This window comes from Ochrobactrum sp. A-1 (assembly GCF_022488005.1).
GTDB lineage: Bacteria > Pseudomonadota > Alphaproteobacteria > Rhizobiales > Rhizobiaceae > Brucella.
The window spans coordinates 1,261,737-1,281,960 of record NZ_JAKVQC010000007.1 but is presented as its reverse complement, the minus strand read 5'-3'; the positions used below and the strand labels follow the sequence as shown (position 1 = coordinate 1,281,960).

Below are 20,224 nucleotides of genomic sequence, written 5' to 3'. Positions count from 1 at the left end.
GAACGAGTACGCATCACAAAATTGGCTTGCCACCCGTGACTGCTATGGTGGCGCCGGATGTGAAACTCGATAGCGGGTCCGCCAGCATGACATAAGCCGAAGCGAGTTCCGCCGGTTGAGCAGGTCTTTTCATCGGTGTCTGTTTGCCAAAATTCCGCACCGCATCCTCTGGCAGAGTCGACGGTATGAGCGGGGTCCAGACCGGACCGGGCGCAACCGCGTTGGCGCGGATTCCCTTTTCTGCAAGAAGCTGTGCAAGACCTGCGGTGAAATTCTGGATCGCACCCTTTGTTGTCGCATAGGCCAAAAGGGTTGGATTTGGCATATCCGAATTGATGGAGGCCGTGTTGATAATGGCAGCGCCGGGTTTCATATAGGGAAGGGCTGCTTTTGTCAGATAAAACATCGCGTGAATATTGATGCGAAATGTTAGCTCCCATTCTCCGTCGCTGATATCACCGAGTTCGGAGAAACTTGCCTGATGAGCGGCGTTGTTCACCAGAATATCGATTCCGCCTAGTTCGCCTACCGCACGATCAATCAAATCGCGACAGATTTGGGCATGCTGGATATCGCATTTCATCAAGACGGCTTTTCGGCCGTCTTTCTCGATAAGCGCTTTGGTTTCCAGTGCGTCCTCATCCTCTTCCAGATAAGCAATCAGGATATCCGCGCCTTCCCGTGCAAATGCAATCGCAACCGCACGACCAATGCCGCTATCTCCTCCAGTAATGATTGCCCTCAACCCCTTCAGTTTCCCCGAACCGCTATAGGTTGTTTCGCCGTGATCTGGTTTCGGATTCATCTTATTGGTTATGCCCGGCATCGGTTGCTGCTTTGTTTCGAATGGTGGCTTGGGATATTGGCTTTCCATATCGGCTTGTCCTTCCTTTTCGCCTTATCGCCCTAACAACGAAATACGCTGCCTGTTCCAGGCGCTCAGAAGCATTTGAAGGAGAAACAGTGATCAATCGATTTGGAAGGACTATTACTGTTCCACATTACGATGAAGAAACAGTGCTTCCGCTATCGTGGATAGGTCATTGTTGCGAGCGCTGAATATAAACCCAGCGAAGCGCTGGCCATCCAGCCTGGGATTGTCCGACAGGGCAAATATAAAGGGTACGGCGCCTCGTTCCAGTTCGGAGATGAGTGGAAGTACCGCTTCCGGCTCCAGAGCGACATCCATAACGACGGCGTCAATCGCTTCGCATTCCAGATAGTCCAACGCCTGGCTGGCCGTTGTGACGGGGCCGAGTATTACTGCGCCAGCATTCGCTAATCTGAATTTCGCTTCTTCCGAAAGCAGAAATCCATCTTCGAAAACCAAAATGCGCTTTCCTGCGAAAAGACGCATAGCATCATTATTAGGACTAATCATTACAAGCAGTTGGCCATGTCTATTACCGAATGACAAGATGTCTCGTGCAGAATTTACATTCCGAGCGATGACACGATTTCGGGAGTGCCGATGCTTGGATAACACCATCTAGGCTCCATCCACGATATCGTGAAGTTTATGACGGGCGCGGTGCAGACGGCTTTTGACCGTTCCGATCGAGCAATCGCAAAGCCTGGCTGTGCGTTCATAACTTTTGCCTTCCAACGCCACCAGCATCAGAACGCGGCGATATTTAAGGGGCAGCGTTTCCATTGCTGTTTGCACGTCGTGCGCCTCAAGCGTGAACTCTTGAGAAGGTTTGACCGAGGCTGTTGGCGATACACATTCGGTCAGGCCCGGCGCCTCGCGCTTTTGAATGCGAATACGCGTGCAGAACGTGTTGCGCATGATGGTAAAAAGCCAGGATTTAAGCGGCGAATAGGGTATGTATTTTTCCCGGTTAGCGAGCGCCTTCATCAGTGTTTCCTGCACCAGATCCTCTGCATCTTCTCTTTGATTATAGAATGTGCGGGAAAACGCGCGCAAAGCCGGTATCATCTCAACGAGATGTTCCGGCTCCAGCATGTAGTCGGGGTTTGGCTTGAAAGACATCGTCTTAGCCTTTCCGAACAAAAGTCCGGTTTGAGAATGGGGCGGCACGAGGCCGCCCCTTTGAATTACGAATTCTTATGGCTCTGTTGACCTGCCTTTACATGCTGCTCATGGGTTCCCCCACGGGAAGACGTCTGCTGTTGCTTGTCGCCGCCTCCGCTGCTCGCATGCTTGCCATCGTTTTTGTGGCTCTGCTGGCCGGCTTTCACGTGTTGTTCGTGTGTGCCACCTTGCGTGTGGTTCTGTGCCATTCTCTTTCCTTTCAGTGGTTTTAGACCATTGATTGTTGGGAGTGGAATTTGTCGCGCGTGACATAAGCCTAACCAGAGATAGCAAATGATGTTCCGGGAAAACGACTGTAATAAACTTCACGTTTCAGCGGCGCGCTCGAACTCCGCGACTTTGGCCAGTTCTTTGAGAAACATCGCCCGTTCGCGATCAAAGCCGGTCTGGGCACGTAAGCGTAGCAGGTAGGATGGGTGGATCGTCACAAGGATAAGGTGGTTCTCGAACTCGAGAGGGATGCCGCGTATCGCTGCGATTTTCATCGGCTTTCCGAAAAGGGAACGGGCGGCAACTGCGCCCAGCGCAACGATGATGTGGGGTTCAACCAGTTCAATTTCCTGCTGGAGCCACCAGCGACAAGCTTCAATGTGGCTGGTTGACGGGCGCTGGTGAATGCGTCTTTTACCGCGCTGTGTATGTCGAAAATGTTTAACCGCATTGGTGATGTAGCATCGCTCTCGTTTGATCCCGACTTCACTGAGGCACCTATCGAAGAGTTGGCCAGCCGGGCCGATCAAGGGGCGGCCTCCGATATCTTCCTTGTCGCCGGGTTGTTCGGCAACGAAGAAAATTCGGGCATCAATGGGCCCTTTGCCGAAAACGGTTTGTGTTGCATTTCGATAGAGCTCGCAACGCTGACAAGTCTGCGCTTCTGTGCAGACTTGTTGAAGGATGTGCTGGCGACGCGTGATTGCTGAAGATGTCATTGCCGACCTGTGGCCGAAGGTGGCGGCTGCGATTCCGTGGATGCAGGTGGTTTGCTGTTGTCATCCATGAAACCGCGACCGGGGCGCATTTTTCCGTAGAATTCAACGGCGCCCCAGACAATCATTGCCAGTGTAAGACTGGAAATGAGTATTGTGAGAATACGTCGTCCATTCAGACCTTGTCTGGCCTTGCGTGGATCTACCTCTTTCATAGAACAATCCACCTAGCACCAGCGCTGGCGTTCGCGTTCAATTTCGTCTGCGGTGTAAGGTGCGCCCGACGCATTGAAACTTTCCCATCCTTCTTCAAGATAAGCGTCACGTCTCTGACCGATATTGACGCGTCCCCAATCTTCCAGAATAGCTTCGACTTTCCTTCGCTCGGCTTCATCGCAACGAACTGCAACCAGCGTGCTACCACGGCGAATGGCTTCGCTATAGGCCTGCGCCTCTTCTTCCGGCACGCCGGTTTCGATAAGCGCACCCACAATACCGCCGGCGACACCGCCAGCCGTGGCGCCGCCGACCAGCCCGACCAGCGTGGCTGTCAGCCAGCCACCGGCCACGACCGGACCGACCCCCGGGATGGAAAGCAGGCCCAGCCCGGTCAACAATCCTGCACCCCCACCTGCGACGGCGCCGAGACCGGCACCAGCTTCTACGCCTGTGACGGCACTCTGTTCGTCCTTGAGAGCTTCGCCTGCATATCGGCCGTCGGTGTTATTCGAGATCAGGCTGATATTTTCAGCCGGAATCCCTGCTTCTTCGAGCGCACGAACGGCATCGGCCGCTTCGTCGTGGTTGTCGAATAGACCCGTGATATATGCCATTTTAATCTCCTGTTTGGTTTTCCGATCTCAACCCGTCATTGCGTGGTGATATTTCCTTGAAAATCGAGAAGGACCTTCACGGGCTGACCGTCGCGCGCAGCATCGGCGCGCCAAACGCCATCTACACCGAGTTGAAGATTCATGACGTTGGTGAAACCCTCTTCGTTCAGGCGTTCCTTTGCCTGATCCTCGGTAAAACTGTTCTGCCCAGGCACCGGTGCCTTCGGATTTTTCTCTCCGGGCGTGGTAACTGCGGGAGTCTGAGGTTCTTCAGTAGGTGTGGTTTGGGCATACGCCGCTGGCGCGAGCAGCAAGAAGGTTGCCTCTGCGAGATATCGAATAGACCGTTTCATCGTTGGCTCCCTTGTTTCTGAGGGACTGCCCCAACCAATGAACCCGTACATTGTTCCGTTAGCGTGCGCCGAGAACCATTTCTCTGATCCAGCGGGTCAAAAGCTGATTGTAAATCTTTTGATGATGGTCTTCGGTTAGTGCGTGATCCGCGCCACCCAACATCCGAACGGTCAACGAACGGGAATTGATGAAAGCAGTTTGATAACTTGCGACCGTCGGATGGGGAACGATGGTATCATGCTCGGACTCGACCAGCAGCACATCGCCATTAAATTCTCGGGCCTGTCGCAGTGCGCGGTTGTCATCAAAGTTTATGAGCGCGGAACGATAGGATTGCAGGTCATTGCGATCGAGCCTTGCTTTAGGGATTTGCCAAAGCTGGTCGCGATAAAGTGCAGGGGCTCTTAGTGCCAACCAACGGACGGGCCGGAACTCGGTCAGCAAAGTTGCGAGATAACCGCCATAGCTGCTGCCTATGACGACAATCGACCCCTCTTCGACCATCTTGAGACTGGCCAGTCGGTCATAAGCGGCAATGGCGTCATCAAGATTTTCCCCGCGCGTTACCGTTTTGTTGCCAGACAGCAATTCGCCGTGGCCACGCATGTCGAAGGTGAGGCAAACGCAGCCGAGAGAGGATATCGCATTTGCTCTTTCGATATCGCGTTCCTGGCTACCGGCCCAACCGTGCAGAAATAGAACGCCTGGGATGGTGGTATCCGGAGAGATGACAGTCGCGGCCAGTTCGTACTGGTCGACGCTGACGGCGGTCACGTTACGGATCATGATAGATTTTCTCAATTCGCGCATATTTGTGGAGAGGTCGCCCGAAATCGTCGTCACCGACATAGACGACGAAATCGTCCTCGTTGAATGTAGATGGCTGACCATAGCTCTCGCGCAATACTGCCTGTACGGCGGTAACAGTTTTGTCCTGCGCCAGTTTTTCCAATGCCAGAACTTCGGCAGGGGAGGCACCTCCCACACGCCATGATTGTTCCAATACGCCGCAGCGGACGCCATTTTCCGTTATCGGCCCGACAAGAACGTCGTAGTTTCTGCGCGACGCAACGAGACCGAGATGTTGCAGAGCTGCTTCATCGTAGCGTCTGGCATTCTCTACGATCCTGCGTGCAACGGGCGATTGGACTTGGTGAAGCAGAGCGTCCCAGCCGCCGCGCACCACACGCAAACGGATACCCGCATAAACTTTACTCCCGTCCTCGTCGTGCGAAGTATATTGACGGCCTAGATAACTTCCGATGTGATTTTCGATCTGGACCTGTCCGACGGAATAGGTGGTGGAGTTTTCAACGTCCTCTTCGACGACGAGCCCGTTCGCAATTTCGCGATCAGACACGGTTTCCAGAAATCCGTCGAGGGCGCGAACGGTTTCGATGACGGTCTGGTCTTTGCCGCCGGACGCATAGGGATTTTTGAATCGAACCTTGTGCTTTTTTAGCAGGGCACCAGCGGCATCCAGTGCATGGCCATGTGAAAAGACCGAAAAGCCGGGTAGAACACAATCCTGCAAACAAGCTGCAAAGTTTCCCACCCAACCTTCCGGCAAATCATCATCGTCGCGCCAGTGTGGATGGGTAACGAGTTTTGTTGTCATAAAACCGTGGTGAACGATGCCACCGTAAAAACTATCAATGCTCATTTCGGGGTGCCCGTCCTGGCGGACTAAAGCAAAAGTCGGGATGAAAAAAGTTCCATCACTCTCGTCAAAGGCTTGCAGAGTGGGTAATAACTGTCTCCCGGTTAGTGAAGATAGGCGTGCCGCCAATGCTTCAACGCTAGCTACATTATGAAAACTATCGGAAGACCGGCAGACGACGCGAATTTTTCGCACGGGATCATCGCGGAACTGTGCGCTTTCCATGTCCTCACCTCGCTGCCGGTCTTGAAAAGTTTGCAATCAGGCGGCTTCCGCGCGGAGATTGGCAGAGGACTCGGCGAGTTTCGTGAGATCCTTATCGGTCTGGCCTTCTTCCTGCAGGGTCTGGTCGAGGAGTTTCGCCATATCCTTGTGGCCCAGGGTTTCGGCCCAACGCTTCAATGTGCCGTAACGCGTGATTTCGTAATGTTCGACCGCCTGGGCCGCAGATATCAAACCGGCATCAAGGGCGGGACTATTCGCAAACTCCTCGATGATTTCCTCACCTTCAGCAATAATGCCTTCAATGGCGTCACAGGTCTTGCCCTGCGCACGCTTACCGAGAATCTCGAAGCATTGTTGCAGTCGTTCCACGTGTCCTTCGGTCTGTTCCCTGTGTTTTTCGAACGCGCTCTTCAGCTTTTCATCTGTGGCTGCACGGGACATCTTGGGAAGCGTTTTAAGAATCTTGCGCTCCGCATAATAAATGTCCTTGAGCGTGTCATAGAAAAGATCGTCAAGATTGCGTTGCTTGGTGCTGGCCATTTCCGGCTCCTCCTTGGTAATGAACTGTTCTTGTCGTGCGGTTGAAAATTGCGACGACGGTGCACCTAACCCGCTAGGAATAATTTTGTTTCGCGCGATCGAAAAAACAGGCGAGCAGTCGCAATCAGGGTTGCGTCGGGGAACTGGACGGTTGGGCGGGACTTTCTGGAGAGACGTCCCCCTTGTCCGATGTGATGAACAGGGTTCCCAGCCCGAACAATGCGGCGGCTAACATGATGACGGCAAGCCACTTCAGGATAATCATCGTTATTTCCTGTTCGTTCTGTCAGGACTTCGATTTATGCTCCGGCTTGCCCTTCTGTCTGGTGGAGGCCAATTTTTCGAGCTCTTTCTCGCTCATGGACTTGGCCATTTCCCTGGATGCTCCACGGAGTTGACTTTTTGATTTGTCTCCGCGTTTTGCAGCCAAGGCCGCGCCCGCAGCCTGTTGTTGTGCTTTGGATTTTGAAGGCATCTTCATCTCCTGTGAGGGTTCAATCGGTCTCGACCGTTGTTTTCGCGTCTCATTTTGTGCGGACGGGGTTGGCAAGATCATTTGGGCGCTCGCCATTGGAGCGTTCAAAGTCGAAGTTCTTTTGCGGGTCGTTCGGTTGAGGATGACATGGATTGCCGGGCGCGTCGGACTGCTCGTGCGTCGGGCGTGCCTGATGGTCCCGTGTTTCGTGCTGGGATGGTTCGCCCGCTCCGACGCGATCCTTGTTGAAGAAGAGTAAACAGATGTTTGAGGGTGCAGTGTTGAACATTGTGCTTTCTCCGTTCCGACGTCCCGATGGTTAACAGCGCTCCGAACAAGCTTGCAGGCACATTGTTCCACCAAGAGCAGCGAAACTCTGGGGCGCTGGATCATGGATCACGGTTGCAGACAAGTGAAAGGGAACATGAGCTGCCCTCAGCGGTTATCGAAACTTGCAACAGAGGAGTTTTGATATGGTCCAGGCAAAGAAATGGTCAGCCGACGTGACCGAACACAGCGACGCTCTAGATCTCGAACCGCATGTATTCGAGCAGGAGGATCCGAAGAAAATTGCAGCTTCCCTGAAACGCTCGGCTGACAAGAGCCACAAACGCAAGGCAGAACCGTTTCGCTCGGCCATGTCCATGCTGACCTTCTACATCAACCGCGCTGGCAAGAACTTGCCGGAAAAGCGCAAGCAAGTGCTGGAAACCGCCAAAGAAGAATTGCGCAAGGCTTACGGCAAACCAGATCAGGCTTAACCTGCTTTGGACAAGGGAGAGACCAATGAAAATCTATATCGCTGAATGGTGGACAATCGCTCTATCTGCGGGTTCTGTGACAGCGTCCGACCCGCCGGAAATTCCCGAAAATGAACCTGAAGGCATTCCGGTCGAGCCGCCGGAGACCATTCCGCAACCAGATAAGGGGCCATTCAGCCCCGACGAACCCGAACAGATACCGCCCCTTCCGATACCAGAACATCCATCACCCGGGCCGGTCAATCCGGGCCAGCCGACAATGCTTTGCGCGCCACCCTCCTGTTATTCTGAACCGGGATAAGGAGCGGCCTTCAACAATCGTGCCAGATGTACGCAATTGGCAGCCAGTATTTTGGTAGCGGAAACGACTGTTTCGGGTACTTCTTCCAGATCGACGAAATTGGTTGATTGCATCGCCTCGCCCACCCAATAGGTTACGCCGTTGGCAGGCAGGGTGAAGCCCACATCGTTCAACGCCTGATAGAGCTGGGATGACACGAAATGCGCGCCGTCCTCGTTGCCGACCACGGCCGCGACGGCCACACGCCCGTAAGACGGCATTCGGTTGGCATCATCGGTCTCTGAAAGAAATGCATCCATACGTTCCAGCACGCGCTTGCAGATGCTTGATGGTTGTCCGAGCCAGATCGGCGTGCCGAAAATAAGAATATCCGCATCTAGGATTTTGGTTCTGAGTGCCGGCCACTCGTCGTCTTCGCTTTCGCGCGATGTGACACCGGGTTCGATGTTGAATTCACTCAGCCGCACATGCTCCGTTTGCACGCCATAAGGAACAAGATGCGTATCGAGATAATGTAGCATCCTGTCAGTCGAGGATGGATTCTGGTCGGCACTTCGTTTCAAGGTGGCATTGAGCGCGATAGCTTTGAGCGGAGGAAGGGAAGACACAGTCATTGTCCACCTCCCTTTCTCCTGGTGTGCTTGGGTTCACTCAACGCATCAGCAAGGTTTTTGCGGTCAGGATCGGCAAGATTGTGCCCCGCGGCATCGCGTTTCTTTGCGGGATCGTCGTCAGCGGGTTCGTAACCACGAGGCCGGTTTTCCGACGGGCCTTCCCATTTCGGCTTCTGATCGGTGGTGCCGGTTTTCGGATCGTGTTTCATGGAAACCTCCGTTTATTGAGACGGCGGCCCAACCTTTCAAACCTCGGATTGTTTCATTGAGTGAAAAGGAGCACCGAATGATGGAGCGGGAAATGGCAAGGTTGAAGCAATGAAATTCTGCGGAACAATTGGTTTTCCTCATGGTTGGAGCTTAGAGGCCCACAATGATGAAAACAGTTCCACCGGATAAAAGCTCTGGCGCTCGCGCAAGAGGCGCGATCCAACGGGGTGAAACCGGCGACAAGGTTCCCGGCTTTGATCCTGCGGTAGCGCCAATGGAAACAGATGCAGAGGCTGGCGGCAGCGCTCAACCGGCTGAAAATCACGGGAGACGGCCGTTAGCGGCTCCGGTAAAACCCGATGACAGCAATGCTTCCAGTCATGCGTCCGGCCTGCGCGCATGGCCACCGAAAGAGAATGCGCGATCCGCAAGAAAAACTACGCAGATGCGTGAAGGTCCAGCCTACATGGTCTGGTGGTTCATCATTGCCGTGGTTGTCATCGGATATTTTATAGTCTCATGGATGTGGTCATGAACAAGCGATCAGAACATGAACGAGGGGAGAGACAGGCTTCGCCGCGAGCGCTCCGATATTTTCCGCGCTTCGTATTAGTCATAGTGGCAGTTCTGCTCCTTCTCCTTCTCGGGTGGAGCCTGACCGGTGGTGGATCGGTAACGCAAAAGCAAGGCATCCAGACACCTCCCGCCATAGGTTCCGCCGACCAGAAGACCAAGCCGCCGGTAGAAAATGACCGACCAGAGACCGGCACGGGCGGCGACCAGCCGGTGCAGGCGCCCGCTCACCAGAAATGAGGATCAATCATGAACGAGAAATCAACCACCCCACTGACGGATGATGAAGACATCAAGTTCCTGGCCGAGAACTCGGATATTTCTCCGCTGCAGGCTCGGCAGTTGATCGAGCGTTTTGGAAGAGATCGACAAAAATTGCTTGAAGAAGCAAAGAAATTTAAAGCGGAAGGGTAGAACCATGGCTCAGATCACACGTGACCACGATGAGATCCGCCAGTGGGTTGAAGACCGAAATGGGCGGCCCGCAATGGTGGAAACCGGTAGTGAAGGCGGTATATTGCGTATCGATTTCGCAGAAAAAGACCAGAATCTGGAGGAAATCAATTGGGATGATTTCTTCGCCATCTTTGACGATAGAAAGCTGGCTTTTCTCTACGAAGAAACGGAGGATAGCCGCTTTAACAAGTTTATAGATGCTGAGCAGAATTCCTGATTGCAACTAACCCGCAAACCCTAGTTCGGTTCGGAATTCAGGAAGGAGCCTTCGAACCGGGCAGAACGTTCACATTCGCTGCGACGGGCGTATCAGGGTGACGCTCCATATGTCTCTTGTGAGCAAGTCGCGACGCCAGTTCCGCGATGTAGTTCAAATCCCTCAGCCCGTTCTGGTAAAGCATAACGATTGCAGACGAAAGGTCAGTCGCAGCATATTCCCTGTCGCTTTCTTCAAGAATGATCGCGGCGTTGGAAAAGCAGCTGCGCATGAAGTTCACTTCTTCTGGCTTATAAATGCGGCTCGCTTCGTTGAAGAGCGGCATCTCCTTCTCCTTTCCGAAGCATCGACGATACGCTTCCAGACTATTTAAGATAGCCCCATTTGATCACTTCGTGTTTCAAGCGCGCTGAGGGATCAAGGTAATCGTCCGCTGCCGTCTTCGGGGTGGCGTTCGAGATTCTGTCTGTTGAGACAGTCGAGAACCCGCTCTGCCTCTTCTTCGTTCAATGCGATCTGCAGCTTGCCTTCAAACGTGATCGGATTACCCTTGAAAGCGTCAATCACCGACCACGTACCATCGCCATTTTTGTGAAGTTTGTATCCGTTTTCTATCATGGTCTTCTCCCGTTCTTCGCGGCCAAAATCATATCAGTTCATGTCGGGCCAGGCCTTATTTCCCACAAGCGGTACGAACATCACACCGCCGAGATCTTCCTCGTTGAATTCCTCCGTAGATTTACGGGTGATGCACAAAAGGCGCTGGGTACCCGCCATACTGCCGACCGGTATGATGAGCCGCCCGCCTGGTTTGAGCTGCTCTTTGAGCGGGGAGGGGACTTCCGGAGCACCCGCTGCAACAATTATCGCGTCGAAAGGAGCTTCTTCTGGCCAACCATTGCTGCCGTCGCCCGTGCGCACATGGATATTATCGCAGCCGAGGTCTTCGAAGCGTTGTTGCGCGGCTTCGGCAAGGGTGGAATACCGTTCGACAGTAAATATCTGACCGGCAATCTGTGCTATGATCGCCGCAGCGTAGCCGGAGCCTGTTCCAATTTCGAGAACGTGTTCACCCCCACCCAGATGCGCCGATGCAATCATAAAGGCAGTCATATATGGTTGTGAGATCGTTTGGCCATTTTTGATTGGTAGAGGTGTGTCTTCATAGGCAAACTCGATAAAGCCTTCATCGATGAATTTCTCACGAGCCAACGTGCCCATCGCTTCCAGCACGCGCGTGTCATGGATACCGCGATGGACAAGCTGCTTCACCATTTGGACACGAGCTTTCTCAAAATTTCTCATGGTCGCTCTCTCGGATCGAAATGGACTGAATTCAATCTCTGTAGACATCAGCACCAAGGCCAGAGAAACAGGAAAAACGAAAGGCCTATCCAAATGGTTCCAATGAACGGCTCATAAGCGGGCGTGGCATCAGTATTACGCTAATCAAATATGATGCAGCATTTCATGAGAAAGGCCGAATGCTGATTGCGAGCTTTGGCCCCGGATCATCATATCGGTATCAACTGCTGGACTTCACGATAGACGGGTAGTATCCCGACTAGCAACGAGATGGCCGGATCAACAGTCACGACCGCTTCCGAGTTCTTTTTAGTTAAAACCCGATAGTCTCGTACGAATGTGACGATTGAATGCTGATCGTTAGAAAGAACGTCAGGGAAAATCAGCCGCGCTAAGGAGTTGGCGTTTGTCTGCTTTAGTCCCAAAAAACTAACATGATTTTCAAGTTGCTAGGCTGTTGCTAAGCTAAATTCATTCTTGGCGCAAAAATTTAGTTTGTGCAAATCATCTTAACAATTCCAAGGAGATCGAATGGTGGGCGTGACAGGGATTGAACCTGTGACCCCTACGATGTCAACACACGGATTAGGTGTTTTGTATGACACATGTATGATGCGTAATACATATAAATCTAATCAGTTCAGCAAGTTAGTATCGGGCGTTGTCTGGCGTTTGTAGGCTAAATTTGCTACCATCTTGCAAATATTTGCAAGCGCGCTAGCAACCGCTACCATGGAATTTCGCACTCTTCTATGTAGCGAATTGCGTCATCTGCGGGCGCTTCTCCCGTACCGCTACAAAGCGGGCAAGAAACGTACTCATGTTGGGAGGCAAAGAACTCATTCCCCAGCTGAGTGCATACGGAAATAAGCTTTTGCCCTACGCATCTGGGGCATTTGGGGTAGAGTTCGCCTGCCTCTATAGCAATTAGGGTATCTGCAAACAATTTTTTCATTCTGCTGCCTCCAAAGATCCGCCAGAGATTGTGTCTACAGCCGCGCGCAGATCGTCCGGGCTGTGTTTCGCATAGACCTTTTCAACCATGGCCTGCGAGTTTCCTAACACTTTCGCGATGATCCACAAAGGAACGCCGCGACGGGCCATATGCGTCGCTGCCGTGTGGCGCAGGACATGGGGTGAAATGCCGGTGCTCTTGGGCTTGGTTCCGGCCGGCACCTTGGCACGCTTGCCGACGATGCCGGATTTGATCACGACGTGCTGGATCGGTGCCCAGATTGCCCCGCCATTATCCATGACGAGCTCGCCTATCCGCTCTTTATAAGCGCGCTCCAGGATCGGCAGCAAAGCTTTCGAAATCGGCACCACGGCACGACGCTTGTTCGTTTTCTTCCGTCCCGGAACGTTCAGGTCAATCACCATTGTTTCGAAGTCGACCCGATCCCACGTCAGTTCCATAATCGCGGACTTGCGAGCGGCCGTCTCAAGCGCGATCCATAGGAACCGCTCGACGCGTGACAGACGCTCACCGCGGCGGCATAAGGCTGCGGCGTCGAGCAGCCGCTGGATCTCTTCGGTGCGCAACCAACGATCACGTGGTTCACCCGGAGAAGGGAGTTCGATCGCTTCAATAATAGCGGCCGGGATCAGCTTCTGCTTGGGTGACGCGGCGAAGTGCAAACAGGCCATCAGATAGGACAGTTCCTTCGCGCAGGTCTGCGGCTTAACCTTCCGGCCGAGCTGGCCAGATGTACGTTTTGACACGTAGTCGTCTGTCGTTATTTGCGACACTTCCGGCACGGTTAATGACCCGAAGTGCGGCTGAAGATTTTTCCATGCGTAGTTGGCAGCGTCCTGATTGACGCCTTCCTTTAGCACGTGCTTCTTCCAGTACACGCTCCATAAGTCGCTAACGTACGTTTGCGGAACGCCCGGGGTAGATTTCCCCTTATGCTCTAAGGTCAGCCATCGGGAAAAGAAGCCCTTCGCTTGTTCCAGATCTTTAGTGCGAGCGCTGACCCGTTTTCCCACGCGCTGCTCTGTCCAGTGGACGTAATAGACGCCATTGCTGGCTCGTTTAAGGTACGGTGCGTTTGACACTTAATTCGCTCCAGATATTCATTCAGATCCTTTTCGTCGATCAGGACGGGGCGCCCGGGCAGATATGGAAGTTTGCCGGACAGCCGTAGCGCCTTGATCTTCGAACGTGAGCAGCGCATCCGCGCCGCCACTTCGGCTTCAGTCATCAGCATTGCCGTCTGCCTGGATGAGCTCGGCGATCTTGACCGCCGTCGCCAGCGAGACAGAACGATCGATCTTGATCCATGCACGGGTAGGATCGCCCGCACTGGTCTTGAACTCGAAATCCGGATGGGCGCTGGCGATGGCCTCTTCAACCATGTTCGGCAGTAACTCTTCCGCCGTGACCCCCAGTGCTTCGGCCAGCTTCGCCGCGTTCTGTGGTGACGGGAAAGAGCGGCCAGTGACATAGGTCGATATAGCGTCGCGCGTCAGTCCGGAACGCCGTGCGAGTTCCGCCTGTCGCCATCCCTTGGCGGTCATAAGCTGGTATACACGACGACCGAACTGTTCTTTGGTCAGGTACGACGGCGTTAGTTCGCTTTCGGGCGAAGAGCCGCCAGACAGGTGGGTTCGAGTAGCCTTAGCCATATTCAAAATCCGTTTCATCTGTTTCAGTGGCTGTTTCGTATGCGTATTACATAGCGCAAAACGACATACTGTCAACATATTCCGTCATATAGCCGCTTGACGTCGGACAAAATGTCGGCCATGGTTAACAGACAATCAACATACATCATACAGAGCAGCCATGTTTGAGACGTTAACCTTTTTGAAAGAGAATTTCGGTTCGCCGCAGAATGTTCTTGCTCTGTTCTCATTTTACGGTTTTAATGCCCCTACGTTGTCAGCAGTCGAAAAATGGTTCCAGAGGGGCAGCGTACCGGGGGGTTATCTAATCCTTCTTCTTTGTATCGTGGAGATGGAGCGGGGCGAGCCAGTACGCATTTCACATTATTTGCAAGGTGGTAAATGATGTCAGGGTATAGTGAGAATGAGTACAGGTTATTCTGGCAAATCGTTGGCGAGCTTCGCCAGGCGATACGGGACGAGGAAGAACAGTCCCTGATCGATTACCACATCGACGAACTCCAGACCGTGTTTGCGCACACGGACAATCCGAAACTGCGCAAGCACTGTGCAGAACTACTTGAAGTTCTCCGACCGAAACAGGCCCACCGGGCCTGATATTTTCTTTTCGACGAGTGTATGAAATGACGACCAACAAAGTAGAAGTTGTGCTTTTAGGGCCGCCGCTGGCCAAGGGGAGGCCGCGCTTCGTGAAGTCGACGGGCCGAACTCACACACCGGAACGGACGCTGAATTATGAAAGCCGGCTCGCACATGCTGCAGCCGAGGCAATGGCCAATCGACCGTTGTTCCAGGGGCCGCTTCTGGCCGAAGTCCTGATCCGCATGCCGATCCCGGACAGTAAGCCAAAGAAATGGAAAGAAGCGGCGCTCGCCGGTTCCATCTATCCCACGAAAAAGCCGGACGTGGATAACTTCGCGAAGATGCTCGATGCGTTGAACCTGATCGTCTGGACGGACGACAGCCAGATCGTCGAACTGACCGTTCGCAAGATATACAGCGACAAACCGGCTTTTGTAGCGACAATTACAGAAATCGAGCCAATAGGAGCTTTCGGATGACGTCTGCTGAGAACCTTATCAACGCTTCGCTATCGCAAGGTCTGGAACCACTACTAAAGAGTAAAGCGGTTCCAGATCGCGTCTCAATCCTCCAGGAAGGCGCGAAGCTGACCTTCGGTGCGCGCGACGCGGAATACGGTCCGCCAGAAGTCAATATGGCCTGTTCCGGTGCTTTGAAGAAAGCGCTTCGCGATCACATGACCCGCAAAATGACGCCCGCTGAGCTGGAGGCCATCGATATGGCCTTGACCAAAATAGGCCGTCTGGCGACCGGCACGCCGAAGCGCGACACCTATGTCGACGCCGCTACATATCTTGCAATCGCTGGCGAAATCGGGCTGAACGCGAAAAGTGAATAGCCGGTAAATTATTCGCTTGACTATGTGTATGACATGTCGATAATGACGACATACACGCCATACAAGGCAATAGCAGTGACGACCACACGGGAGGATATCATGTAACCGCATCTGCGCGACAGCCGGAAAACGCGCCCGGCACCCTACCTTCCTGAACATGATGAAACTGACTGAGCTGGTATGCTGTACACCCCGAAACCCACCCAAATTTCTGGCGCTGTCTTCCTTGCGAAGAATACCAATGCGCTGCTCGCGGACGAACCCCGCGTAGGCAAGACCGGTGCGGCAATCATCGGCGCAGACCTCATCCTTGCAAAATCTATTCTGGTCGTTACGACAGCTTCCGGGCGCGGCGTGTGGAAACGCGGTTTCGCTGACTGGTCTGTGCTGGATCGTTCCGTCCAGATCGCGCTCCCCAAAGACGAACTACGTGCCGATGTCGTCATTGTTGGCTGGCAAACCATTTCGCATCCGAAACTATTGGCCGCTCTTCTTTCCCGTAAATGGGATCTGCTGTTGTCTGACGAAGATCACTTCGCGAAGAGCTTTGACGCTGCGCGCACTCGCGCCATGTATGGTGAGTTGCACAACGGCGGCGAAGTCCTGAACAATCTGAAAGCGCTATACGCCCGCGCCGCCTGCGTCTGGCCTTTAACGGGAACGCCACAGCCGCATGACCCAGGCGACTGGTATCCACGAATGCGCGCGCTCTGTCCGGAACGTCTGAAAGCCAATCCCGAGAAAGGATGGCCAGATGTCACTACGTGGGAGGCTTTCAGATATCGCTATTGCGTGGTCAAGCCGAAGAAGATTTCCAACTTCCGCAAGATACTGGTCGTCATCGGCGGGCAGAACCTCGCCGAGCTGAAGGACCGGCTGCAAGGCTTCTTCATGCTTCGCACGCAAAAGGATGTCGGCATCCAGCCGCCAGTTTATGAACTTCTGCCGCTGATCGTCACTGACAGGCAGCGCAAACAGGCCGAAGGTGATTTGGACCGCGCGACCATCTTGAAAGCCGCAGCGGAAGGAAACACCAGAGATCTCGACATGCATCTTGGGCCGCTACGCCGGATAACCGGTGAAATCAAAGCCCATGCGGTCGTCGATGCAGTCAAGGAAGAATTTGAATGCGGGCTCGACAAGATCGTGCTGGCCTACTGGCATAAGGAAGTCGGAAAGATCCTGCTGGACGGGCTTTCGCACGTCGGTGTTGTAGGAATTGACGGTTCAACGCCGTCATACATCAGACAAAAGAACGAGGAAGCGTTCAAGCAGCCGAACGGCCCGCGCGTGTTTCTCGCGCAGATCGAGGCCGCCGGCGAAGCGATCGATCTGTCCGCTTCGGCCGTTCTCTGGTTCGTCGAAACCGTATTCTCCCCGAAGTCGATGAAGCAGATGTCGCTTCGGGTCACAAATCACACACAGGCCAGACAGGCCGTTGTGAAGGTCTGCGTTTTGGAAGGGTCCATCGACGAGGCGCTGCAGGCCAGCCTCATGCGTCTATGGACCGCTATTCGCGAGGTAATATCCTAATGAGCATCACCATCACTATCTCTGGAAATACCGCCAATGACGTTCAGGAGCACCTGCGTCAGTTGCTGAACGGCACGGTTGGCGGCACTCTGATCGTCCAGCCGGTCGAAAACCAGAATGTCGTCACGGATGAATGGCTGGCGTCGCAGGGCAAAGACGATACGGCGGCCGCGCCAGTCAAGCGCGAACGCGGCAAGCCAGCACCGGGCCGCGCACGCCGCACCAAAGAGGAAATAGCCGAGGATGAAGCGGCCGACGCTGCTGACGCCAAGTTGTCGGAAGAAGCGACAGACGCTGGCATACAGTCCGATACGGGCAAGGACGTGAAGGCTGCGATCTCTACCGGTGAAAGCCGGGTCGGCCCAGAAGACGATCCGGAAACTGAAGCGCAGGACGCAGCGGACGAAAAGGCCGAGGCGGAAGCAAACCGCAAGGGCCTGACGCTTGACGACGTTCGCCATGCCGTCGGTGCGTACAACAAGAAATTCGGTATGGCCGCTGCGGTGGCCGATATCCCGTCTATTCTTGGCTGCGCGATTGTCGAAGTGCCGGAAGACGGCATTGCCGACGCAATCGCCAAGATCGAGGAAGCAGTCAATCTGAACCCGATGGGCCGCGATATCGTCGGTGCGGAGAAGTCGAAGGCTGAACCGGCGAAGAACGAACCGGGCGCGACGTTGGACGACGTAAAATCGGCCATGTTGGATTATGCCGAGAAGTTCGACGGCCAGCGCACTGACTTCAACAAGATGCCGAACACGATGGCCGACTGCCCGGCGATCTTCAAGCTGATCTTCGGCGACAAGGTCACGAAGCTTTCCGAGATCCCTGCTGATGGCGAGGCTTACGCCAAGGCCGTTTCAGGCATCCGTGAAGCTATCGCCAAAGATCCATTCAAGCGAGGCGCGAAGTAATGGCTCTGTTCCGTAAAAAGCCTGTGGTGGTCGAAGCCCGCAAATTCGACGCCGTCTATCTAAACGAGCAAGAGCAGTTGGCTGATTGGTGTGGGGGGAGGTTGCGGGGGGTCAAACTTCACGTCCAGGATCGAGTTATTCAGATCGACACTCTCGAAGGTGAAATCGAAGCGAGCTTCGGCGACTGGATAATCAAAGGCGTCAAGGGCGAGTTTTACCCATGTAAGCCTGACGTTTTCGACCTGACGTATGAGGCCGTAGATGGTTGATCATGGCCAACGCGCTCACGCCACTTGGTCCGCGTCTGCCACGGCCAGAAACTGGCATTGCTCCGGGGCGCTGGCGCTTGGCCGCTTCGCCCCGCCGCAGAAGTCCAGCATTCACGCAGACCGCGGCACGGCCTGCCATCAGATCGCGGAAAAATGCCTGCGGTCTGGCGAAGATGCCTTAGCTTTTCTCGGCACTGTCGAGAAGTGCAAGGATCGGGAAATAGAGATCGACGAAGAACTGGTCAATTCGGCGCAGGAATACGTCGATTACTGCCGCAAGCGCATTGAGGCTTATCGTGTCGAAACCGGTGGTGAGGCCCAGTTCTGGATCGAGGAACGTTTCAGTCTATCGGTTCTGAATACGCCGTTCGATGCGGGCGGAACGGGCGACTTCGTGCTGTACTTCCCGTTATGGAAGCTGCTCGAAATCGTCGATCTGAAGAACGGGATGGGCGTCGTTGACGTCAACGAAAACCCGCAGCTTCGGACTTATGGGCTCGGCGCGCTTCTGGCGCATTCCGATCTCGACGTTGAAAACGTCAAGGTGACGATCGTCCAACCGCGAGCACCGCACAAGGACGGCCGTATTCGATCGGAAACCTTCCATGTGGCCGATCTCATCGACTGGACCGCCGCATTACTGGAACGCATGAAACTGTCCAAGCAGGCTATGGAGGAATACGACGCCTGCAACGGCAATACGGTTTTGATCGACGAGTGGGTCGAAAAATGGCTGACGCCAGGAAAATGCACGTTCTGCCCAGTAGAAGGATCCTGCCCGAAACTGCGGAAACGTGCCTTGGAAGTGGCGGCTGCGTGGTTCGACGACCGCGACCAGCTGCAGATCGGCAATTCGGCTCTTGATACAAGTCCAGAGGCGCTGAACCGGGATCTCAACAACATCTCTATTCTGGAAGACTGGATCAAGGCGCGTCGCGCTCTTGCCCATTCCATGGCTGAAGATGGTGTTGTTTTTGACGACTGGCAACTGGCAGACAAAATCGGCAACCGAAAATGGGCCGACGACGCTGAAGCGGCCACGCTGCTTCTGGAACAGGGCTTGGACGAAGACCAGGTCTATGTCCGCAAACTCGTCTCCCCGGCGCAGGCCGAGAAGGCACTAGGATCGAAACGAAAGGGCGTCATCGACCCGCTCGTTACGCGAGAGGTCAGCGGCACCAATTTGGTGTCAAAGGCCAAAACATCCCGCCCGGCCGCCAAGAGTAAGGCCGAGCGTTATTTTGAACCGCAACAGTGAAAAGGACTGCCAAGATGGCTAAATCTATGTATCGCACCGAAGAGTTCAAGGCTCCGGATTGTGTTGTTTCGTTCGCGTTCAATATGTTCAAGGGCCGCGAGCTGAAGAAGGACGACGGCTCGACGAAGACCCAGTTCGGCGCGACCTTTATTTTCGAAGACATCCACCGCCCGTTCTTCGAAGAGTGGCTGAAGAAGGCCATTATCGGCGAATGGGGCGAAAAGGGACTGGAACGCGCGAAGGCGGGTTTGATCAAGTCGCCGCTGCTTTCCGGCACCGGCAAGGAAGCCCGCAACAAGGAGACGGGTGATCTTCATCCCGGCATGGGCGAAGGCAAGTTCTTCATCCGTGCCAACGCCAACGAAGCCCCGCAGGTGCGCTGGAAATCACCGATCATCCCGGCCACTGAACAGGACGTTTATTCCGGCTGCCGTGGCTTCCCCGTGTTGAACGCCTACACGTGGCATAATGACAAGAATGGCGACGGCGTGTCGTTTGGCCTTCAGTATTTCCAGAAGACTGGCGAGGGCGAGCGTATCGGCAGCAGTGGCGGCGTCGACGTCAACAAGTGGTACGAAAAGGTCGAAACCGGCGAGGAAGCTCCTGAAAGCACTTCGAACGGCGCCGGAGCGGGCGGCCTTTTTGGCTGATATGTATGAAATAACGACCGACAACGGCCAATGGTGGCCGTTGTCC

The 20,224-nt window shown here is 54.2% G+C and carries 34 protein-coding genes and 1 pseudogene; 13 read left to right on the top strand and 22 right to left on the bottom strand.

What is annotated here, in order from left to right; all coding sequences use genetic code 11:
• Positions 1-13: 13 nt before the first annotated feature.
• From MKS82_RS24345 to MKS82_RS24285, 13 genes are all read right to left on the bottom strand, one after another.
• Positions 14-874, bottom strand: coding sequence for an SDR family oxidoreductase (locus MKS82_RS24345; RefSeq protein WP_240579433.1), 861 nt, complete (start codon positions 872-874; stop codon positions 14-16).
• A gap of 114 nt (positions 875-988) precedes the next feature.
• Entirely contained in the window at positions 989-1,330 is a 342-nt protein-coding gene (locus MKS82_RS24340; RefSeq protein ID WP_235969155.1) for a transcriptional regulator, read from the bottom strand.
• Positions 1,331-1,489: 159 nt separating this feature from the next.
• Positions 1,490-1,993 carry a sigma-70 family RNA polymerase sigma factor gene (locus tag MKS82_RS24335; RefSeq protein ID WP_109988296.1) on the bottom strand — a complete coding sequence of 168 codons (504 nt, stop codon included), beginning with the start codon at positions 1,991-1,993 and terminating at the stop codon, positions 1,490-1,492.
• 65 nt (positions 1,994-2,058) lie between these two features.
• Positions 2,059-2,244, bottom strand: a complete 186-nt coding sequence (locus MKS82_RS24330; RefSeq protein ID WP_109988297.1) for a hypothetical protein — start codon at positions 2,242-2,244, stop codon at positions 2,059-2,061.
• Between the two features lie 117 nt (positions 2,245-2,361).
• The gene (locus MKS82_RS24325; RefSeq protein WP_240579432.1) at positions 2,362-2,985 is read right to left on the bottom strand and encodes a UdgX family uracil-DNA binding protein; all 624 of its coding nucleotides are present in this window, start codon (positions 2,983-2,985) and stop codon (positions 2,362-2,364) included.
• Positions 2,982-3,197 (bottom strand): hypothetical protein, encoded by a 216-nt coding sequence (locus MKS82_RS24320; RefSeq protein WP_109988299.1) that lies wholly within the window; start codon positions 3,195-3,197, stop codon positions 2,982-2,984. Before MKS82_RS24320 ends, MKS82_RS24325 begins: the two co-directional genes overlap by 4 nt.
• A gap of 12 nt (positions 3,198-3,209) precedes the next feature.
• Positions 3,210-3,815, bottom strand: coding sequence for a hypothetical protein (locus tag MKS82_RS24315; RefSeq protein WP_109988300.1), 606 nt, complete (start codon positions 3,813-3,815; stop codon positions 3,210-3,212).
• 35 nt (positions 3,816-3,850) lie between these two features.
• Positions 3,851-4,168, bottom strand: coding sequence for a hypothetical protein (locus tag MKS82_RS24310; RefSeq protein ID WP_109988301.1), 318 nt, complete (start codon positions 4,166-4,168; stop codon positions 3,851-3,853).
• A gap of 58 nt (positions 4,169-4,226) precedes the next feature.
• On the bottom strand, positions 4,227-4,955 hold the full coding sequence (locus tag MKS82_RS24305; RefSeq protein WP_109988302.1) for an alpha/beta hydrolase family protein: 729 nt from the start codon (positions 4,953-4,955) through the stop codon (positions 4,227-4,229).
• On the bottom strand, positions 4,945-6,054 hold the full coding sequence (locus MKS82_RS24300; protein ID WP_109988303.1) for a DUF3182 family protein: 1,110 nt from the start codon (positions 6,052-6,054) through the stop codon (positions 4,945-4,947). The genes MKS82_RS24305 and MKS82_RS24300 overlap by 11 nt, the downstream gene beginning before the upstream one ends.
• A 36-nt stretch (positions 6,055-6,090) precedes the next feature.
• Complete coding sequence (locus MKS82_RS24295; RefSeq protein ID WP_109988304.1) at positions 6,091-6,594, bottom strand: YciE/YciF ferroxidase family protein; 504 nt, start codon at positions 6,592-6,594, stop codon at positions 6,091-6,093.
• Between the two features lie 286 nt (positions 6,595-6,880).
• The gene (locus tag MKS82_RS24290; protein ID WP_109988305.1) at positions 6,881-7,069 is read right to left on the bottom strand and encodes a DUF3008 family protein; all 189 of its coding nucleotides are present in this window, start codon (positions 7,067-7,069) and stop codon (positions 6,881-6,883) included.
• Between the two features lie 49 nt (positions 7,070-7,118).
• Complete coding sequence (locus tag MKS82_RS24285) at positions 7,119-7,358, bottom strand: hypothetical protein (protein WP_240579431.1); 240 nt, start codon at positions 7,356-7,358, stop codon at positions 7,119-7,121.
• Between the two features lie 184 nt (positions 7,359-7,542).
• On the opposite strand from MKS82_RS24285, the gene MKS82_RS24280 reads away from it, so the two are divergent.
• Positions 7,543-7,830 (top strand): DUF3175 domain-containing protein, encoded by a 288-nt coding sequence (locus MKS82_RS24280; protein WP_109988306.1) that lies wholly within the window; start codon positions 7,543-7,545, stop codon positions 7,828-7,830.
• 25 nt (positions 7,831-7,855) lie between these two features.
• A complete protein-coding gene (locus tag MKS82_RS24275) occupies positions 7,856-8,131 on the top strand; it encodes a chitin-binding protein (protein ID WP_109988307.1) in 276 nt (91 codons plus the stop codon).
• Here the strand turns inward: MKS82_RS24275 and MKS82_RS24270 are convergent.
• Entirely contained in the window at positions 8,113-8,745 is a 633-nt protein-coding gene (locus MKS82_RS24270; RefSeq protein ID WP_109988308.1) for a flavodoxin family protein, read from the bottom strand. The two genes, MKS82_RS24275 and MKS82_RS24270, sit on opposite strands and share 19 nt — an antisense overlap.
• Positions 8,742-8,954 (bottom strand): hypothetical protein, encoded by a 213-nt coding sequence (locus tag MKS82_RS24265; RefSeq protein ID WP_109988309.1) that lies wholly within the window; start codon positions 8,952-8,954, stop codon positions 8,742-8,744. Before MKS82_RS24265 ends, MKS82_RS24270 begins: the two co-directional genes overlap by 4 nt.
• 164 nt (positions 8,955-9,118) lie before the next feature.
• Between MKS82_RS24265 and MKS82_RS24260 the strand changes: the two genes are divergently transcribed.
• Positions 9,119-9,490, top strand: coding sequence for a hypothetical protein (locus MKS82_RS24260; protein WP_109988310.1), 372 nt, complete (start codon positions 9,119-9,121; stop codon positions 9,488-9,490).
• Between the two features lie 74 nt (positions 9,491-9,564).
• On the opposite strand, the gene MKS82_RS24255 is transcribed toward MKS82_RS24260, so the two are convergent.
• Positions 9,565-9,759: a hypothetical protein gene (locus MKS82_RS24255; protein ID WP_155269254.1), complete on the bottom strand. Its 195-nt coding sequence runs from the start codon at positions 9,757-9,759 to the stop codon at positions 9,565-9,567.
• An 18-nt stretch (positions 9,760-9,777) separates the two neighbouring features.
• Here MKS82_RS24255 and MKS82_RS24250 point away from each other — a divergent pair, with 18 nt between their 5' ends.
• On the top strand, positions 9,778-9,942 hold the full coding sequence (locus MKS82_RS24250) for a hypothetical protein (protein WP_086000501.1): 165 nt from the start codon (positions 9,778-9,780) through the stop codon (positions 9,940-9,942).
• Positions 9,943-9,946: 4 nt separating this feature from the next.
• Positions 9,947-10,201, top strand: a complete 255-nt coding sequence (locus MKS82_RS24245) for a hypothetical protein (protein ID WP_109988312.1) — start codon at positions 9,947-9,949, stop codon at positions 10,199-10,201.
• A gap of 37 nt (positions 10,202-10,238) precedes the next feature.
• Here MKS82_RS24245 and MKS82_RS24240 read toward each other — a convergent pair whose 3' ends face one another.
• The 6 genes and pseudogenes from MKS82_RS24240 to MKS82_RS24215 all read right to left on the bottom strand — a co-directional run bounded on the left by MKS82_RS24240 (position 10,239) and on the right by MKS82_RS24215 (position 14,134).
• Positions 10,239-10,526, bottom strand: coding sequence for a hypothetical protein (locus MKS82_RS24240; RefSeq protein WP_109988313.1), 288 nt, complete (start codon positions 10,524-10,526; stop codon positions 10,239-10,241).
• A 92-nt stretch (positions 10,527-10,618) separates the two neighbouring features.
• Complete coding sequence (locus MKS82_RS24235) at positions 10,619-10,819, bottom strand: hypothetical protein (RefSeq protein ID WP_109988314.1); 201 nt, start codon at positions 10,817-10,819, stop codon at positions 10,619-10,621.
• A gap of 33 nt (positions 10,820-10,852) precedes the next feature.
• Positions 10,853-11,506: a protein-L-isoaspartate(D-aspartate) O-methyltransferase gene (locus MKS82_RS24230; protein ID WP_276313491.1), complete on the bottom strand. Its 654-nt coding sequence runs from the start codon at positions 11,504-11,506 to the stop codon at positions 10,853-10,855.
• A 951-nt stretch (positions 11,507-12,457) separates the two neighbouring features.
• Entirely contained in the window at positions 12,458-13,564 is a 1,107-nt protein-coding gene (locus MKS82_RS29695) for a site-specific integrase (RefSeq protein WP_240579429.1), read from the bottom strand.
• A gap of 65 nt (positions 13,565-13,629) precedes the next feature.
• Positions 13,630-13,683, bottom strand: a pseudogene (locus MKS82_RS29690) (helix-turn-helix domain-containing protein); the annotation flags it as partial.
• A gap of 19 nt (positions 13,684-13,702) precedes the next feature.
• Positions 13,703-14,134 (bottom strand): helix-turn-helix domain-containing protein, encoded by a 432-nt coding sequence (locus MKS82_RS24215; RefSeq protein ID WP_240579428.1) that lies wholly within the window; start codon positions 14,132-14,134, stop codon positions 13,703-13,705.
• Between the two features lie 160 nt (positions 14,135-14,294).
• On the opposite strand from MKS82_RS24215, the gene MKS82_RS24210 reads away from it, so the two are divergent.
• The 8 genes from MKS82_RS24210 to MKS82_RS24175 all read left to right on the top strand — a co-directional run bounded on the left by MKS82_RS24210 (position 14,295) and on the right by MKS82_RS24175 (position 20,178).
• Entirely contained in the window at positions 14,295-14,519 is a 225-nt protein-coding gene (locus MKS82_RS24210; protein ID WP_240579427.1) for a hypothetical protein, read from the top strand.
• A 238-nt stretch (positions 14,520-14,757) separates the two neighbouring features.
• Positions 14,758-15,195: a RusA family crossover junction endodeoxyribonuclease gene (locus MKS82_RS24205; RefSeq protein WP_240579426.1), complete on the top strand. Its 438-nt coding sequence runs from the start codon at positions 14,758-14,760 to the stop codon at positions 15,193-15,195.
• Positions 15,192-15,554, top strand: coding sequence for a DUF6378 domain-containing protein (locus MKS82_RS24200; RefSeq protein ID WP_240579425.1), 363 nt, complete (start codon positions 15,192-15,194; stop codon positions 15,552-15,554). The genes MKS82_RS24205 and MKS82_RS24200 overlap by 4 nt, the downstream gene beginning before the upstream one ends.
• 180 nt (positions 15,555-15,734) lie before the next feature.
• A complete protein-coding gene (locus MKS82_RS24195) occupies positions 15,735-17,087 on the top strand; it encodes a hypothetical protein (protein WP_240579424.1) in 1,353 nt (450 codons plus the stop codon).
• Positions 17,087-18,001, top strand: coding sequence for a hypothetical protein (locus MKS82_RS24190; protein ID WP_240579423.1), 915 nt, complete (start codon positions 17,087-17,089; stop codon positions 17,999-18,001). The genes MKS82_RS24195 and MKS82_RS24190 overlap by 1 nt, the downstream gene beginning before the upstream one ends.
• Positions 18,001-18,270, top strand: coding sequence for a hypothetical protein (locus MKS82_RS24185; protein WP_240579422.1), 270 nt, complete (start codon positions 18,001-18,003; stop codon positions 18,268-18,270). The genes MKS82_RS24190 and MKS82_RS24185 overlap by 1 nt, the downstream gene beginning before the upstream one ends.
• Positions 18,263-19,528, top strand: coding sequence for a DUF2800 domain-containing protein (locus MKS82_RS24180; protein WP_240579421.1), 1,266 nt, complete (start codon positions 18,263-18,265; stop codon positions 19,526-19,528). The genes MKS82_RS24185 and MKS82_RS24180 overlap by 8 nt, the downstream gene beginning before the upstream one ends.
• A gap of 14 nt (positions 19,529-19,542) precedes the next feature.
• Entirely contained in the window at positions 19,543-20,178 is a 636-nt protein-coding gene (locus tag MKS82_RS24175) for an ssDNA-binding protein (protein WP_240579420.1), read from the top strand.
• Positions 20,179-20,224: the final 46 nt, after the last annotated feature.